The following is a 16456-nucleotide window of genomic DNA, read 5'->3' on the forward strand; positions in this document are numbered from 1 at the left end:
AACCAAAAGACAAGATCACACAGAAAATGAGCCGGGACGGGCTGGTGGAGATCAACGAAACCCAACAGACCGCCCGGCGTATCAGTCAAAGAGAATCCGATGAACTGACCCGGCAGCCGCCTGTTCCTGAAAAGGACACAGGAGCCGCCGAGCGTATAATGGAGCATTTGGAGGCGGCGCACGACAGACAGGCCGCCAGACGGGACGCAAGAGAGCTAAAGCGGGATGTTGCCGCAAAGCCCAAAGCGTCCCGTTTGCAGTTTACCGAGGAAGAACGCGCCTCCCCAGAGCTTGATCCATATATCAGAAAAGCGGAGAAAGCCGCGGGCAAGCTGGATCGGGCGCAGGCCACCGTTCCCAAGAAGAAAAAAATCGTGCAGCAGCGCACCTTTGACGAGGTAAGCGGCAAGGCAAAAACCAAGCTCACCTTTGAGGAAACGGAAAAGCCCATCGGCAAAGGAAAGAACCTTCCCTCCGGAGCGCTTTCTCTCCCGGCAAAGGAGGTGGGCGTTTTTGTCCACAACAAAATCCATTCCGTGGAAAAGGAAAATGTGGGCGTGGAGGGCGCACACAAGACGGAAAAGGCCGCTGAACGCCTATCACAGGTGAGCCGCCGGGCGATCCGGCGCAGCAGCCGCAGCCGGAAGCTGAAACCCTACCGGGCGGCGGCAAAGGCCGAGAAAGCGGCGACGAAAGCCAACGCGGATTTTCTCTATCAAAAGGCGCTGCACGACAACCCGCAGCTTGCCTCCAATCCCGTTTCCCGCCTCTGGCAGAAACAGCGGATCAAGCGGCAGTACGCAAAGGCGCTCAGGACGGGAGCCGCAGGCAGCGCGAGGACGGCAGCCGAAGCCGTGAAGAACAGCCGCAAGGCAGCGAAGAAAGCAAAGAAAGAGACAAAGCGGACGCTGGGCTTTATCGCCCGGCACCCCGCAGGCGTGGCGATTGCCGTGCTTGTCCTTGTCTTTTCCATCGTCATGTTTTCCGGCCTTTCCTCCTGTTCCTCTATGCTGACAGGCGGGATCAACAGCATTTTGGGAACGTCCTATACGTCCGAGGATGTCGATCTGATCGCCGTGGAACGGCACTATGAGGGCATGGAAAGCGACCTGCAAAGCAGGGTCAACCGGATCGAGCAGGACTATCCCGGCTATGACGAATACCGCTATGACTTTTCTATGATCGGCCACAATCCCCATGAGCTGGCTTCCTACCTGACTGCGAAGTATCAGAGCTACACCCTCTCCGACGTGCGGGGCGAGCTGTCGCAGATATTTGAACAGCAATACACCCTGACCCTGACGCGGGAGGTGGAAACGAGATACCGGGAGGAAACCCATACCGAAACCTACACCGACGAGGACGGCAACACCTATACAGAAACCGTCACCGAGCAGGTACCCTATGACTATTACATTCTCAACGTCAAGCTGACGAACACGCCGCTTTCCTCTTTCCTGCCGGACAAGCTGAATGAGGAACAGCGGAAGATGTACGCGGTGTATCTGGAAACCAGCGGCAACAAGCCCCTGATCTTCGGCGGCGGAAGTCCGGGCGGTGGAGAATCCACGGATTTGAGCGGCGTCCACTTTGTAAACGGCAAGCGCCCCGGCAATACCGCCGTGGTGGACATTGCCAAGCGGCAGGAGGGCAACGTAGGCGGCTATCCCTATTGGAGCTGGTACGGCTTTAATGGCCGGGTGGAATGGTGCGCCTGCTTTGTGTCATGGTGCTATCACAAGGCCGGACTGTCCGAGCCGCGCTTTGCCGCCTGCCAGTCGCAGGGCGTAGCGTGGTTTACGGCCCGCGGGCAATGGGGCGCAAGAGGCTACAAGGACATTGCGCCGGGCGACGCCATTTTCTTTGATTGGGATTTGGACGGCAGCGCCGACCATGTAGGCATCGTCATCGGCAGAGACAGCGAGCGCGTCTATACCGTCGAGGGCAATTCCGGCGACGCCTGCAAGATCAAGAGCTATTCCCTGAACTATGAGTGTATTAAGGGCTACGGCCTGATGAATTGGGACTGATGAAAGGAGGATCACCCATGACAAATAGTAAAATCAACCGCATTGACAAGGAGATGCAAAAGACCCGTGAGAAGATCACAGAGTACCAGAACAAGTTAAAGGAGCTGCAAGCACAGAAAACCGAAGCGGAAAACCTGCAAATCGTCCAGATGGTGCGCTCCATGCGCTTGACCCCGCAGGAGCTTTCCCAGCTTTTGAAAAGCGATCCGATCCCCGGTATCGCTGCCTATACCCCAGAGGAAGAAAAGGAGGATTTCGATGATGAAGCATAAAGCAATATCCCGTATCTTTGCCGTACTGCTGGCCGCCCTGATCTTAACGGGCGGCCTTTCCGTTACCGCCTATGCAGAAACACCAACGGAAACGCCCACCGACGACAGCGGCGTAAAGTTCGATCCCAAGCCCCTTACCCCGGAGGGCAACATGACCCTTGTGGACGACATACAAGGTGAAGCCGCAAAAGACAAGCAATTTATCGTTGTCCAGAGCAGAGGCGGCAACTATTTCTATATCATCATCGACAACGCCGCCGAGGGTGAAAACCGCGTCCATTTCTTGAATCAGGTAGACGAGGCCGATCTTCTCTCCCTCATTGACGAGGACTTACAGAGTATTCAGAAGCAGCAGACCCCAGAAGTGACGCCTGCCCCGCAGATCGAGCCAGAGCCTTCGCCGCAGCCGGAGCCAGAGCAAAAGAAAGACGATGCAAACCCGATGGGCGGGCTGATCCTTTTCCTGATCCTCGCTGTATTGGGCGGCGGCGGTGCCATCGTCTATCTCAAAGTGATTAAGCCAAAGCAGAACGTCAAAGGCGGTACCGATTTAGACGACTTTGACCTTGAAGAATGGGAGGACGACGAGCCGGAGGAAGATACCGACGACGGGATTGAATTTGTGGATTTGGATAACGGACAGGAGGACGAGGAATGAAGCTGATTATTGCAGAGAAACCCAGCGTGGCGGCGGCTATTGCCGCCGCGCTGGACGTAAGAAACCGAAAGGACGGATATATCGAGGGCGGCGGTTATCTCATTTCATGGTGTATCGGTCATCTGGTGGGACTGGCCGAGGCTGCCGCTTATGGCGAGCAGTACCGTAAGTGGAACTATGACACGCTTCCCATCTTGCCGGAGAAATGGCAGTACGCCGTTTCACAGGATAAGGGCAAGCAGTTCAAAATCTTAAAGGAGCTGATGCACCGCGCCGACGTTTCCGAAGTCATCAACGCCTGCGACGCCGGGCGCGAGGGAGAATTGATCTTCCGTTTTGTCTATGAGGTGGCGGGCTGCAAAAAGCCCATGAAACGCCTCTGGATTTCCTCTATGGAGGACGAGGCGATCCGGGCGGGCTTTGCCTCTCTCAAAGACGGCGCGGACTACGAAGCCCTCAACGCTTCCGCCCTCTGCCGGGCAAAGGCGGATTGGATCGTCGGGATCAACGCCACACGCCTTTTCTCCTGTCTCTACCATCACACTTTGAACGTGGGACGGGTACAGACCCCGACCCTCAAAATGCTGGTTGACCGGGATGCAGCCATTACGGGATTCAAGAAAGAGCCATATTACCATGTACGCCTTGCTGTCGGCGGCGCGGACGCGGCAAGCTGCCGGATCTCCGCAGCCGACGAAGCGGACACCCTGAAAGCGGCCTGTGAGAAATCGCAGGCCGTTTGTACGTCCGTTACCCGCGAGAAAAAGACCCTTGCCCCGCCGAAGCTCTTTGACCTGACCCTCTTACAGAGGGAGGCAAACCGTATCTACGGCTATACCGCAAAACAGACCCTTGATCTGGCGCAAGCTCTCTATGAAAAACGGCTTATCACTTATCCCCGGACGGACAGCAATTACCTGACCGATGACATGGAAGGTACGGCGGCAAGGATCGCCGCGCTCCTGTGCGGGAAGCTGCCCTTTATGCAGGGCACGGCGCTGACGCCGGATATTACCCGCCTGCTGGACAGCAAAAAGGTGTCCGACCACCACGCCATGATTCCCACGATGGAGCTTGCAAAGGCTGACCCCGATACGCTCCCGGAGAGTGAGCGGAATATCCTCTACCTTGTAGGCGCAAGGCTCCTGATGGCTGCCGCCGATTCTCATGTTTACGAGGCGGTTACAGCGGTTTTCTCCTGCGCCGGTGCCGAGTTTACGGCAAAGGGAAAGACGGTGCTTTCCGAGGGCTGGAAAGACATTGAAAAGCGTTTCCGTGCATCCCTCAAAAAGAAGCCGGACGCCGAGGACGACGAGGCGGCTTTGGAGCTGCCCGCTTTTACCGAGGGGCAGAGCTTTGACGCTCCGCCCGTTAAGGTCACAGAGCATGAAACGAAGCCGCCCAAGCCCCACACGGAGGCGTCCTTGCTCTCCGCTATGGAGCGTGCCGGAAACGAGGAAACCGACGAGGACGCGGAGCGCCGGGGGCTGGGGACACCTGCCACCCGCGCCGCTGTCATTGAAAAGCTGGTTGCTTCCGGCTTTGTGCAGAGAAAGGGAAAGCAACTCAACCCCACCAAGAACGGCTACAACCTGATCGCCGTTCTCCCGGAAAACCTGACAAGCCCGAAGCTCACCGCTGAATGGGAAAATGCTCTCTTGCAGATCGCAAGGGGCAAGGCCGATCCTGACGAGTTTCTTTCCGGCATTTCTAAAATGGTGCGTGAGCTGGTTAAGACCTATCCTTTCCTCGCAGGTGATGATGCGGGGCGTTTTCAAGAGGAACGAAAGCTGATCGGCAAGTGCCCGCGCTGCGGGGAGCAAGTCTTTGAGGGCAAGAAAAACTATTATTGCACGAGTAAGGATTGCAGCTTTGTCATGTGGAAGAATGACCGATTCTTTCAGGATCGAGAGGTCACGTTTTCCGAGAAAATAGCCGCCGATCTTCTGAAAAGCGGCAGGGCGAAAGTGAAAAAGCTCTACTCCCCGAAAACCGGGAAAACCTATGACGGGACGGTGCTTTTGGCCGATACCGGCGGCAAGTATGTGAATTACAAAGTAGCCATTGAAAGGGATATAGAACTTCCGTAAAAATCCCTGCTTTTGTCAGTTGACAATAGCGGGGATTTTCCTTTCTGGGATAGTCCCAGACCCTTAACCGAAAATACCTGATTTCAAAGAAAGGAGAAAAAGCTATGCCATACACTTCATACGATTTTGACAGCTTGGAAGCCAGCCACAAGATGAAGATTGACCGCACCGTGTACTTTGATACCGCCGCCGAGGATATTGCCCCGCTGACGGCGTTGCCGCTTACGGAGTTACAGCAGATGCGGCAGGAAAGCACCGGCACGGAGCAGACCATTTTTGAAGGGCTGCAACAGCAGGCCAAAGCATGGGAGGAACAGGCCGGGCGCAGCGCCTTACTTAGTAAAGCGATTGAATATGTAATGACGCCGCCCGTCAAGCACACCTCCAACAAGTGGGAGAAAACCGATTACGATTGGCACACCCGCAGCAACGCCGTCTATCAGATGACCTATCACATCTACGAGAACACCCGCTATGACCGGGAGAAAAAAGAATCCGTACCGTATTCATGGAGCCTGACTTGGAGCGTCCGTACCAACGGGCCGGACAACGGGCGAAACGTGAGGATCGCCGGGCAGGAGCGCAAGACCTATTCCAACAAGGCCGCTATGGAAAAATACCTGGCCGGACGGATCAAGGCTTACGATCATCTGTTTACGGAAATCTCCCCGGTCATTCCCAAAGAATACGCCCAGCAATTCAAGGTCAACGGCCAGCTCTTGCCGGGTTATACCATCGAGGGCGAGGAAGTGCAGAAAGCGCCGGAGGCGGCAGTAACGCCAGAGCCGGAAGCAGCCGCCACGGTGCAGGCTGAAACGGCGGCGGAAGCGTCCGAAAGCAAGCCCATTATTCCCCTTGTGATTTCTGCGAAAGACCCGGCAGGCCGCATGAAGGAGATCACGGACAAGCTGGAAGATGGCATCCGGGGTATTTTCGACAGCGAGAAGTACGCGGAATATCTGCGGGCTATGTCCAAGTTCCACAATTACAGTTTCAACAATACGATCCTGATTGCCATGCAGGGCGGTACGCTGGTAAAGGGCTATTCCCAATGGGAAAAGGAGTTTGAACGCCACGTAAAGCCCGGCGAAAAAGGCATCAAGATCATTGCCCCGGCCCCCTTTAAGGTGAAGCAGGAAGTGAAGAAGCTCGACCCGCAGACAAGGCAGCCGGTAATCGGCGCGGACGGAAAGCCCGTCATGGAGGAAAAAGAGGTTACGATCCCCGCCTACAAGGTGGTGACTGTGTTTGACGTTTCCCAGACCGAGGGGAAGGAGCTGCCGAGTATCGGGGTAAATGTCCTGACCGGCGACGTGGAGCATTTCAAAGATGTTCTGTCCGCGCTGGAAAAGGTTTCGCCTGTCCCTATCGGCTTTGAGGACATCAAGGGCAGCGCCCACGGCTATTACAGCCTTGCAGACAAGCGGATCGCCATTCAAGAGAACATGAGCCAACTCCAAACCCTGAAAACTGCCATCCATGAGATCGCCCATGCGAAGCTCCACGATATTGACTTAAACGCTCCGAAGGAGGAACGGGAAAACCTGCCTGACCAGCGCACCCGTGAAGTGCAGGCTGAGAGCGTGGCCTATACCGTCTGCCAACACTACGGGCTGGACACGTCGGATTACTCTTTCGGCTATGTGGCCGGATGGAGCACCGGGCGGGAAATGGAAGAACTGAAAAGCTCTCTTGAAACCATCCGCTCCACCGCCGCCGAGATCATCAACGGCATTGACGCCCAGATTACGGAGCTGCAAAAAGATCAGGAACAGGAGCGGGAAGCGGTATATCGTCTTGACAGCGGAGAATATCTCCATGTGCAGGCCAGCGAAGCAGGCTATGATTATACGCTGTATGACAAGAACTATCAGGCGTTGGACGGCGGCCAGCTTGATAATCCTGATCTGCCGCTGACCGCTGCCCGTGATGAAATCCTTGCCCTGCAAGACCGAAAAACAGCAGAAACGCAGGCTGTAAAGATAGCCGATTTTGAAAAAGGAAAAGAAGCCGCAGAGCAAGGCACCTTTACCATCTATCAGCTAAAGCGTGAGGACGCCACAAGGGATTACCGTTTTGAGCCGTATGACCGCCTGCAGGCGGCGGGGCTTGCCGTTGATCCAGCCCATTATGAGCCGGTCTATTCCGGCCCCATGACGCCGGGCATGACGCTGGACGCCATCTACACCCGTTTCAATCTCGACCATCCCCAGGACTTCAAGGGACACAGCCTTTCCGTTTCGGATGTGGTTGTGGTGCAGCAGGGCGGCCAAAGCACCGCCCACTATGTTGACAGCTTCGGGTACAAGACGGTGCCGGAGTTCTTGCAGCCGGAAAACTACCTGAAAAACGCGGAGATGTCCACGGAGCAGAATTACAACATGATTGACGGGATCGCCAACAACGCGCCCACGGTGGGCGAGCTGGAAGCAAAGGCAAAGGCCGGTGAGGTCATTTCCCTTACCGAGCTTGCCACGGCGATTCAGGCGGAGAAAGGGCAAGGCCGGGGACGAGAGGAAAAGCCCTCGATCCGGGCGCAGCTCAAAGCGTACAAGGAACAGACCGCCGATAGAAAAAAGGCGGCAAAAACCAAATCTCACGAAATGGAGGTATGAACATGAATACATTTACCGTTGAGGAAACCAATCTTTTGAGTATCTATAATACAGGCGGCAAACGGGAGCTGGTGGAGAATCTTTCCGGCGCATTGCCATACATGGGAAAGGGCTTACGGGCGCTTTCAGAGCGTGTCTTGCGGAAGGTGGACGCCATGACGGAAGCGGAGTATAACGCCCTTGTCCTTGAATTAGTGGAGGAATGAGCGAGATCATACGGCTGTCTCCCCAGCAGAGCCGCCGCGTCAACGCCCTTGTAAAACGGGAGTGCTGCAACTGCGACGGCGGCAACTGTCTCTTGCTGGACGATGGGGACGCCTGTATCTGCCCGCAGCTCATTTCCTATTCTCTGCTATGTAAATGGTTTCGTAACGCTGTCCTGCCTGCGGACAAAGAGTTGTATGCGGTCATTTACAAAACCGATGACAGGCGGCGGTGTATCGTATGCGGCGCAGCCTTTGTTTCCGGCTCCAACCGGGCGAAATATTGCCCTGATTGCCGGATCAGACAAAGACGCAAACAGGCCGCAGAACGTATGCGCAAACTGCGCTCCCATGTGGACATTTAGAGGCTTAAAAAGCCTTGTATCATGCGGCTTTGCAGGCACAAAACCGGAGGGGTAAGGTGTTTATACCTGAACTCACGAAAACGACGTTCTAAAGCGTAACAGAAGCAGCACCTACGGAAACGGGGCGCGGTGGCCATCTACTGGCTGCCGCGCCCCGTCTTTTTTCTTTACCAACCTGCTTACCGCAGCTCTATCCCGTCCGCATTGTACCAGAGAAAACCGTTCTCTGAACAATATGCGTCTATCCGCTTTGAGAGGGCGCGATCCGCCCTGTATTCCAGCAGGTAAACGGACAGACCATGTTCTTTTGTTTTAGAAAGATACTCCTGAAAATACTCTGTTTCTTCTTCCGGCTGCTTCCCGTAGCTTTGATTTGTAAAATCTATGCTGGTAAACACAGTTTCCTGATTGATCCCGTCGAACAGGGACAAAGCTGTGTTTTCTTCCATGCACCTTGAAACAAAAGGATCGCCCCCGTTTATTATGAGCGGCAGGCCATAGCTTTTCAGACCCTTCATGATCGTACAAATCCCTTGAAAAACATCATCTTCCGGGAAATGATAATAGACATCGGCATTGTCAAGGAAAAACCCATCCAGACCCATAGCCGCATAGTCTTTCCCAAGCTCATCAATGACAAAGCTCTGCCATAAAGGAGAAGTTACGTCGATCCACCGTTCATCCGGCCAGTCCTCATAGATGCCAAGAGACAAATCCCGAAAGCGATCATAATAAGGGCGATATTTTTCGACAGCTCCGACATTGAGGTAGCTGTAAACCGTTTTCCCTTCTGTGTGCAGATTGCCGATCTGTTCAGAGGAAAACGCAGAGGGCTCAATAACGACGATGCTGAACTTGTCCAGCTTATGTATTTCTTCACTGTCGATCCCGAGGAAGACGCCATATTCTTTAGGCTGCCCGCTGCATCCGGCAAGCGATATAGTCAAACAGAGAATGAAAAATAAAACCTTTTTCATATTGCCCCCATGTGTTACATCCAGAAATATGAAAGGATCCCCAGACCGAATATGTCTCCTATCGCGTGGGCGATAAAGAAAGGCAATAGGTTCCTGTCCTTTGACCGGCGGTACAGCAGGTACATAAATATGCCAAACAGCAGCCCGATCCCAAGAGCCGAAAGAATCCCCTGATAGGTGTGGAAGCTGACCCGTATCAGCAGAGAGAACGGAACAGCCCATTTCAGGTGTTCCTTTCTCACCGCGAGACAGATACCAAGGAAATAGATCTCCTCATATACGCCGTTGAGCAGGGCGTATAATACACTGGATACCGTTTCGTTTACGAAGAAAGCACCAATCGGCCCCGGAAACGGGAGGAGGCTCGTCAGCGGATTGGTGAGCAGGAAATATATATCAAGGAGAAGTGCTGCGGCAAGGAAGATCAGAACCCCACTCGCGACGGCTTTTATGTTGAAGCGTATCGTCCATGCCTTGAAATCGAAGCGGCGCAGCCACAGATACAGCAGGGCAAGGAGCAGAAGTCCCGCCTGCAACGCCAGTGATCCGTAGTTATCCGTTGCGGAAAATGAAAGGTTGTCATCAATAGTTGCCTTGCCCTGTATCAGAGCGATATACGATATTGTAGAGGTATAGATGCCCTCGCCCCACAGAATCAGGGTAAGGACGAGAATATCAAACCATTTCAGATAGGTGTTTTTTTCTTTGTTTTGAAGGTTAAAGAGCAAATGATGATCCTCCTATATACGTTCTGCGGCGGCGCATTGCCTCCATTTTCTGGCCAACAGCACCAGCATGATGACGATTTCCGCAGCCTGTAAAATACCCATCAGGATCGTATAGACGGGAATCTGCTTTGTCGCTCCGCTGAACAGGATATAGTCCCACAAAGAGTGCATGATGATCAGAAGATAGATGTTCCGGGTGTAATCAAACATAAGTACATAGAACAGTCCGGCGACAAAGGTTGCCGCAAGCTGCATAAGAACCTGCGGCACCGGTGATCCTCCCAAAATGTTGACTGCGTGAAGGAGGCTAAAGCTTGCGGCTGAGATCAGAAGCGCTTTTTTGAACCCCCGCTCCTGAAACAGCCCGAACAGCCGGACAAAAAGAATCCTGCGGAACATGGTTTCTTCCGCTACGCCGACAAGCAGCGTTACGGCAAGCGGAACTATAAACGCATACGTAAAGCTGCCGTTTGTCAGCAGATAGTAAATCGTCATTGCCGCAAGAGGCAGAAATATAATCAGGAACAATGACAGCCTGCCACGCTCCTTCCACGGAAGGGTAAGCCGTTCTCTTTGGATAAACAGGCAGATCAGAGTACCGGCTGCCAGCGCCGCAAGGAACGGAAGCATTGCATTTATATACCCATCACCGCCATACTCTATATGATAGTGGCGATATACGATGTAATTGGAAAGCCCCATCCCCAAAGTATACAGAATAGGCCATAATATTATTGTAAAGATTTCTTTTTTCTTGTTCATAAAACTATTTTTGCTTCAACAGCGCAACACGCTGCATGTCTTTATCTATTCCTGTTATCAAATTCGACCTCGATTCCGGTTCCCTCTTTCAGTTCCAGCCGTTCATCGTCGCACAGCTCTTTTATCAGCATGAAACGGGCGGGGTCTGTGCCGTAAACGACCTTGCTGATCTCTGTAATGCCGTTTGGATGCACAAATTTCACGGGTTTGGGATCGACAGAAAAATAGGTCATCAGAAAAGGCACATCGAGAGCTACCGGAGAAGCGATCCGAAATCGCAAATCTCTGCCGTGGGTGTCGATCCTGCGGCTCGGCATCCCGCAGCTCTTGATCCCGTATTTCTGCAAAATGGCGATTTCCTTTTTTAGATCAGTCTCGTAATTCTCAAAGGCAAGCTCACAATATCCGAGGCCGCAGGTGTCGAGGCGTTGCAGCCTGTCAATAAGCGCCCCTTTCCCCAGCAGGCGCATGAGGGCCTTTGCTGCACCGGGCATCCTTGATCCGTCCAATAGCTCTATGTAGGGGCCTTTAGAGAAGTAAATCAAAGCGTTGATGGGGTTTTTCTCTTTGCCGTATTCAACGGCAAAGCCCTTTTCTCTGTATTCCTGAACAGCCTTGTCAAGCTGCTCCACTTTCAAAATTACATGGCTTAATTTCATAGACATATCCTTTCGCTTATTCTTCAATGTAAATATCTGTTCCGCCGCCTTTTCCGACGGTTGCGAGCCGATAGATCGTCAATGGGATATACCATGCAGCAACTACCAGCTTCCACGCCAGAACGAAAATCCCGATGATCCCACCGACAATGATGTTTACGGCAAAAATCCCAATGGTAAAGGTGATGTCATGTCCGAAAGGCACCAGCCAAATAAACATACGACGGATTCCAAAGGGGACACCGCAGAAAAGGGCAACGTAGAAGTATTCGCCCTGCCCGTCATGTATGAAAAGAATCTTGCCCCAAGTAAACAAAAGATAGGCTATACCAACGGTCAAAACCGTGTTCTTGAAAAAATCTTTTAAGATAGTCCCTCGCGTCATGGAAAAACACCCCTATTACAATAAATTTGGACAGGAAAGCCGGGCAGCCAGTCCGGCTTTCTTTCCATCTCGTGCCTAAGCTAGAATGAGAGGAGCAACTGGCTGACCTATCACCCCTTGGGCTTCCATGTCCGAAGAAAAGACTGTCAGCCATCCTCTTGTTGCAGCGTTCGATTTGAGCAGGTTGAGCCACCGGATGCCGGAGAGTTCGTGTCACCCAATAGATTGAATCGGCAGCGAGAAAAAGATGGGTTCCGGTTGCGGATTCTTTGTATTGGGGGGATGTGAATGAACTGTGTTGGCATCGATGTTTCTAAGGGCAAGAGCATGATTGCAGTCATGCGCCCTTTTGGAGAGGTGGTAGTCTCGCCCTTTGAGGTACTTCACACCGACAGCGAACTGAGCAAGCTGGCAGGGCTGCTCAAAAGCCTGGACGGCGAGACCCGTGTGGTGATGGAATCCACAGGTAATTACCACGCGCCGGTGGCCTGGCTGCTCCACGACGCGGGGCTTTATGTCTCGGTAATCAATGCAATGCTGGTGCATGACTACGGAAACAACAGTTTAAGACGGGCCAAGACCGACAAGAAGGATGCCGTGAAGCTGGCCAACTACGGCCTTGACCACTGGCTCACACTGCCGAGATATGTCCCTGATGAGGATACCCGGCTCATGCTGAAGACCTGCTACCGGCAGTACCAGCAGTATTCCAAAGTACAGACCATGCTGAAGAACAACTTGATCTCCCTGCTGGACATTGCTTTCCCGGACGCAAACCGCCTGTTTACCAGTCCGCCCCGCGCCGATGGCAGCGAGAAGTGGGTGGACTTTGTAGCCGCTTTTTGGCATTGCGAGTGCGTCTGTGGCCTGTCTGAGAAGGCTTTTACCGCCAAGTACCATAAATGGTGCAGAAAGCACGGCTATAATTTCAGCGAAGATAAGGCGCTGGATATTTATGCCTCCGCCTGTGGACACTTTGGTGTCATGCCGAAAACGGATACAGCAAAACTTTTGGTAGAACAGGCCATTTTCCAACTCCGGGCAACTTCTGCCACATTAGCTGCTCTCAAGCAGGAGATGCAGTCCCTGGCGGCTTCTCTGCCGGAGTATCCGGTGGTGATGGGGATGTTTGGTGTTGGTCCTGTCCTCGGCCCCCAACTCATGGCTGAAATTGGCGATGTACGCCGGTTTCATTCCAAAAAAGCGCTGGTTGCCTTTGCGGGCATTGATGCTCCGCCCTACCAATCCGGCCAAATGGCTATCCGTAGCCGCAGCATTTCCAAGCGGGGATCTGCCTCACTGCGCAGGACGCTCTTTCTGGTGATGAGTGTCATCCTGCAACGTGCTCCAATGAATGAGCCAGTCTACCAGTTCATGAACAAGAAACGCTCTGAAGGCAAGCCCTACCGTGTCTACATGATGGCCTCCGCAAATAAGTTCCTGCGCATCTACTACGCTTCTGTGAAAGCCTACTTGGCTTCCCTGGATCACGACTGATTTTCCTGCGCTATACCATCTGGCTGGCCGCCGTTTTAATTTTGAGATGCTCAGCGGCTTGATTTTGTGTTGCCTTTTTCGCTTCCCTAAAAATCTGAAATTTCTACTTGACTTTTATTAGCAGGTCTTTTCTATAACACGCGCAAATCGCCTGACAGCAATTTGAATATATTATTATACACCATAGCTGCACATCTCTAACTAACAAACAAACACTTACTCCCTTACACGTTGCCTCTCTCGTTCCTGCTCCTGACGCCGGGGCAATATGCTGTCGATATTTTTCTTGATAACGCCGTATTCCTTGACCTGCTTTTTCAGCTTTCCGTAATCCACATACAGAGTTTCTTTCTGCGCTTGCAGCTTGGCATACTCCGCTTGTAAAGCGGCCATATCTGGGAGCTTGGTAATTCCCGCCGCTTTCAATGCTTTTGCGGCGGCTTCATGGAGGATCAGGGCGCTTTCATGTTCCGCCCGGTACTTGGCGGGATCTCCCGCCTTGCGGGACACCGCATAGACCGGCCTTGTCTTTTGGTAGGTAGTGACGTTCTTAATAAGCACCGCCAAATCCGCAAGTCGTTTTTCCACGCCCTTTAGTTCCTCGGCGGCCTGTTCGCTGGCCGCTGTGATCTCCGCGATTTTCGCCGTCAGCTCCGTGTACTGCTCGATCCTGTGTTCCGTCAGGAAGTTCATTGTCCGGGCGGCCTGCTTCAAGTTGTGTATTTTCGCCCAATGCTCATAGCCCGCCGATTGCTGTGCCTTGATACTTTTCTCAATGTCGATCAGAAGAGAGACGCCGCCGCGATCCTGTTTTGGGGCCTTCACGCTGTGGTTCCGTGCTCCGGCGATCCTCTCTTTGATTGCATCCTCCGTATAGTCCGGGCCTAGAGTTTTCAGACGGGTAAACCGTTCCTGCTCCGGAGCCCGGCAGGAGATATACTTGCCGCGCTTGATCTCGTAGCCCGCTGCTTGCAGACGGGATAGCAATTCCTCAAAATCCGATACCTGCGGAATGAGTGCATCCACGGCATATTTCAGCTTTCCTTTCCAGCTTGTTCCGGCTTTCTCCGCCTGATATTCAATATAGCTCTTTCCCTTATGGCCTTTCTCCGGCACCACGACGGAAAGACCGTTTTCCCTGCAAAGCCTGTCGCTGATGTTCCGTATGCCGTAATAGCTGCGCCGGTTGGAAACGTACTTGTGATGATCCACGAAATTGACGGCACAGAAAATGATGTGATTATGGACATGGCCTTTGTCAATGTGCGTCGTCAAGACGTATTCATGCTGACCCTTTGTAACGGCGTCGGCAAGCTGCCGCCCGATCTCATGGGCTTTTTCAAAATCCACCTCGCCCGGCTCAAAGGATTGGATCAGGTGGTGGGCTAAATTGTTTCCCTTGTCAAGCGCCTGCGAGAGCGTAAAGGCAAACTCAATATCCGCCGTTTCATAGCTGCAACCGTAAGAGGACACCAGCATCTTTTCATCGGTCTTGTCCGGGTTTTGGATATAATCAAGGGCTTGCTTTAGCGTGCTTTTAATAGGCTTAATCTTTGTAACCGCCATATCTCGCTTAGCACCCCCTTGATTTCTTCTATGTCCTCCTGATACACGTTGCCCGTGGCATTGGCGCGGCGGGCGATCTGATTGATATTGACCCCGATTTTCTGTATCTCGGCGGTCATGGCCTTGATGTCGCTGTGATCCACCTGAATCACATAACCGTCGATTGCCATTTTTCGCAGATAGGCCGCCATGTTCCGGGTTGGGATCAGCTTCATCTTTTCCTCGATCAAAGCGCGTTCTTCCTCCGTCACGCGAAATTTGATCTGCACCGTTCTTTTTCGTTTGCTCATGCGTTGTCGCTCCTTTCCGTTATAGAGGGTTTGGGACACTTCCCAAGGGTCTGCCCCAGCAGGCTTTAGTCTGCGAGGGTACAAGCTCTTTTGCCGTAGCAAAAGACGGAAGAGGGTACCCACTTCCTATGCTTGCTATGAAAGTTTTATCCTCTATCCCTTACTACAACGGAAAGTTGAATTTGCCAAAAGAACGAAGATCAAAGTTTCTTATTTTCAAGGGGCTTTTTGTTCGGTGTCTGCAACTTCTTTAGCTGTGGCAGTTATAATCCGAAGGCCGCTTTCGCTAATGATGTCAAGGAGGGTGTCAAGCTGCCGCCGCTGGGTGGTCTTTGCGGCAGTTTTCTCTGGAAAAAAGAATTGATCGACGGACACATCCAAACATATGACGAGGCGATAGAAAACTTGCAGGCTGGGGGTTTGCCCTCGGTTTTCAATAGAGGCTAAATATCGGGGAGAAATGCGTATCTGCGCCGCAAGCTCTTTGCGGGTCAGACCTTTTCGCTCCCTTGCGGCTTTGATGGCCTGTCCAAAAGGAGTGAAGTTGTATTTTTGAACGGGCATAGCTATACGTCGCCTCCTATTACGAAAAACCTCCATTAAGTCACAGGAACCCCTTGACTTTACTCCTATTATACTGTATTATTAAAAGCGAATCAAGATTCAGTTTTAGAGGGAGGGGTTAATTTGGCTCAGGTATTAAAAGATGAAATATTCGAGCGCATCTTCCATGCAGGAGTAGATGTGTTTTACGAAAAGGACTACCGAAGCGCCAAGATGCAGGAAATAGCGGAAAGGGCAGGTATACCAGTCAGTCTGATCTATAACTACCATAAGAATAAAGCGGAATTGTTTGATAAGATTGCTTCCTCACTGCATGTGAATTATGACAAAATTGCATTTGAGGAAGAACAGGCTGACGGTCTTCCGTCAGAGAAGTATAAGAATATAGCTGAGGACTATATTCTTGATTTACTGGAAAGCCATAAGATATTTGTAATCCTCATGGATAAAAGTCAGGGAACAAAGTATGAGATTTCAAAGGAGCAGTTTATCCACTCCATCGAACAGCATATCAAGCGGCAGCTTGGGAAGAAAACTCACGCTTCCTATAATGATATGCTCTGTCACATTCTTGCCAGCAACTTCGCAGAGGGTATATTGGAAGTTGCAAGGCATTATAAAGATCGTGAATTTGCTCACACCATGCTTTCCCTCGTAACAAAGTGTTATTATGAAGGTGTAAACTCTTTGTAAAATGGGTCTTATGCTTACCCGTTTTGGATAATCATAGGCCCTATTCTTTCACCCGCGTGTTAGCTTTGGCTAACTATTATTTTGAACAAATACCGAATTATA

General features: G+C 52.2%; 17 protein-coding genes. 9 read left to right on the top strand and 8 right to left on the bottom strand.

Going from position 1 to position 16456, the window contains the following annotated elements:
* Positions 1 to 26: 26 nt before the first annotated feature.
* From NIA71_RS10800 to NIA71_RS10830, 7 genes are all read left to right on the top strand, one after another.
* Complete coding sequence (locus NIA71_RS10800; RefSeq protein WP_253021302.1) at positions 27 to 2030, top strand: CD1108 family mobile element protein; 2004 nt, start codon at positions 27 to 29, stop codon at positions 2028 to 2030.
* 17 nt (positions 2031 to 2047) lie between these two features.
* Complete coding sequence (locus NIA71_RS10805) at positions 2048 to 2302, top strand: DUF4315 family protein (RefSeq protein WP_253020388.1); 255 nt, start codon at positions 2048 to 2050, stop codon at positions 2300 to 2302.
* The gene (locus NIA71_RS10810; protein WP_253021303.1) at positions 2292 to 2960 is read left to right on the top strand and encodes a DUF4366 domain-containing protein; all 669 of its coding nucleotides are present in this window, start codon (positions 2292 to 2294) and stop codon (positions 2958 to 2960) included. The genes NIA71_RS10805 and NIA71_RS10810 overlap by 11 nt, the downstream gene beginning before the upstream one ends.
* The gene (locus NIA71_RS10815) at positions 2957 to 5050 is read left to right on the top strand and encodes a DNA topoisomerase 3 (RefSeq protein ID WP_253020389.1); all 2094 of its coding nucleotides are present in this window, start codon (positions 2957 to 2959) and stop codon (positions 5048 to 5050) included. Before NIA71_RS10810 ends, NIA71_RS10815 begins: the two co-directional genes overlap by 4 nt.
* Before the next feature lie 104 nt (positions 5051 to 5154).
* Positions 5155 to 7665 (top strand): YodL domain-containing protein, encoded by a 2511-nt coding sequence (locus NIA71_RS10820; RefSeq protein WP_253020390.1) that lies wholly within the window; start codon positions 5155 to 5157, stop codon positions 7663 to 7665.
* 2 nt (positions 7666 to 7667) lie between these two features.
* Positions 7668 to 7871, top strand: a complete 204-nt coding sequence (locus NIA71_RS10825) for a transposon-transfer assisting family protein (RefSeq protein WP_253020391.1) — start codon at positions 7668 to 7670, stop codon at positions 7869 to 7871.
* Positions 7868 to 8233 carry a cysteine-rich VLP domain-containing protein gene (locus NIA71_RS10830; RefSeq protein WP_253020392.1) on the top strand — a complete coding sequence of 122 codons (366 nt, stop codon included), beginning with the start codon at positions 7868 to 7870 and terminating at the stop codon, positions 8231 to 8233. Before NIA71_RS10825 ends, NIA71_RS10830 begins: the two co-directional genes overlap by 4 nt.
* A 179-nt stretch (positions 8234 to 8412) precedes the next feature.
* On the opposite strand, the gene NIA71_RS10835 is transcribed toward NIA71_RS10830, so the two are convergent.
* From NIA71_RS10835 to NIA71_RS10855, 5 genes are read right to left on the bottom strand one after another with little or no spacing between them, the layout of a single operon-like run.
* Positions 8413 to 9210, bottom strand: coding sequence for an endo alpha-1,4 polygalactosaminidase (locus NIA71_RS10835; RefSeq protein ID WP_253020393.1), 798 nt, complete (start codon positions 9208 to 9210; stop codon positions 8413 to 8415).
* A 14-nt stretch (positions 9211 to 9224) separates the two neighbouring features.
* Complete coding sequence (locus NIA71_RS10840) at positions 9225 to 9938, bottom strand: type II CAAX prenyl endopeptidase Rce1 family protein (protein WP_253020394.1); 714 nt, start codon at positions 9936 to 9938, stop codon at positions 9225 to 9227.
* Between the two features lie 12 nt (positions 9939 to 9950).
* Entirely contained in the window at positions 9951 to 10700 is a 750-nt protein-coding gene (locus NIA71_RS10845) for a CPBP family intramembrane glutamic endopeptidase (protein WP_253020395.1), read from the bottom strand.
* Between the two features lie 41 nt (positions 10701 to 10741).
* On the bottom strand, positions 10742 to 11359 hold the full coding sequence (locus NIA71_RS10850) for a VOC family protein (protein WP_253020396.1): 618 nt from the start codon (positions 11357 to 11359) through the stop codon (positions 10742 to 10744).
* 16 nt (positions 11360 to 11375) lie between these two features.
* Positions 11376 to 11744 (bottom strand): DUF6050 family protein, encoded by a 369-nt coding sequence (locus tag NIA71_RS10855; protein ID WP_253020397.1) that lies wholly within the window; start codon positions 11742 to 11744, stop codon positions 11376 to 11378.
* A gap of 288 nt (positions 11745 to 12032) precedes the next feature.
* Here NIA71_RS10855 and NIA71_RS10860 point away from each other — a divergent pair, with 288 nt between their 5' ends.
* Positions 12033 to 13241, top strand: a complete 1209-nt coding sequence (locus NIA71_RS10860; RefSeq protein WP_253020398.1) for an IS110 family transposase — start codon at positions 12033 to 12035, stop codon at positions 13239 to 13241.
* Between the two features lie 216 nt (positions 13242 to 13457).
* Here the strand turns inward: NIA71_RS10860 and NIA71_RS10865 are convergent, their stop codons facing one another.
* From NIA71_RS10865 to NIA71_RS10875, 3 genes are all read right to left on the bottom strand, one after another.
* Positions 13458 to 14807, bottom strand: coding sequence for a relaxase/mobilization nuclease domain-containing protein (locus NIA71_RS10865; protein ID WP_253020399.1), 1350 nt, complete (start codon positions 14805 to 14807; stop codon positions 13458 to 13460).
* A complete protein-coding gene (locus NIA71_RS10870) occupies positions 14768 to 15097 on the bottom strand; it encodes a plasmid mobilization protein (protein WP_253020400.1) in 330 nt (109 codons plus the stop codon). The genes NIA71_RS10865 and NIA71_RS10870 overlap by 40 nt, the downstream gene beginning before the upstream one ends.
* A 216-nt stretch (positions 15098 to 15313) precedes the next feature.
* On the bottom strand, positions 15314 to 15661 hold the full coding sequence (locus NIA71_RS10875) for a helix-turn-helix domain-containing protein (RefSeq protein ID WP_253020401.1): 348 nt from the start codon (positions 15659 to 15661) through the stop codon (positions 15314 to 15316).
* A gap of 123 nt (positions 15662 to 15784) precedes the next feature.
* Here NIA71_RS10875 and NIA71_RS10880 point away from each other — a divergent pair, with 123 nt between their 5' ends.
* Entirely contained in the window at positions 15785 to 16354 is a 570-nt protein-coding gene (locus NIA71_RS10880) for a TetR/AcrR family transcriptional regulator (RefSeq protein WP_227035694.1), read from the top strand.
* Positions 16355 to 16456 lie beyond the last annotated feature (102 nt).

The organism is Ihubacter massiliensis, assembly GCF_024125305.1.
In the GTDB taxonomy this organism is placed as follows: Bacteria; Bacillota; Clostridia; order Peptostreptococcales; family Anaerovoracaceae; genus Hominibacterium; species Hominibacterium faecale.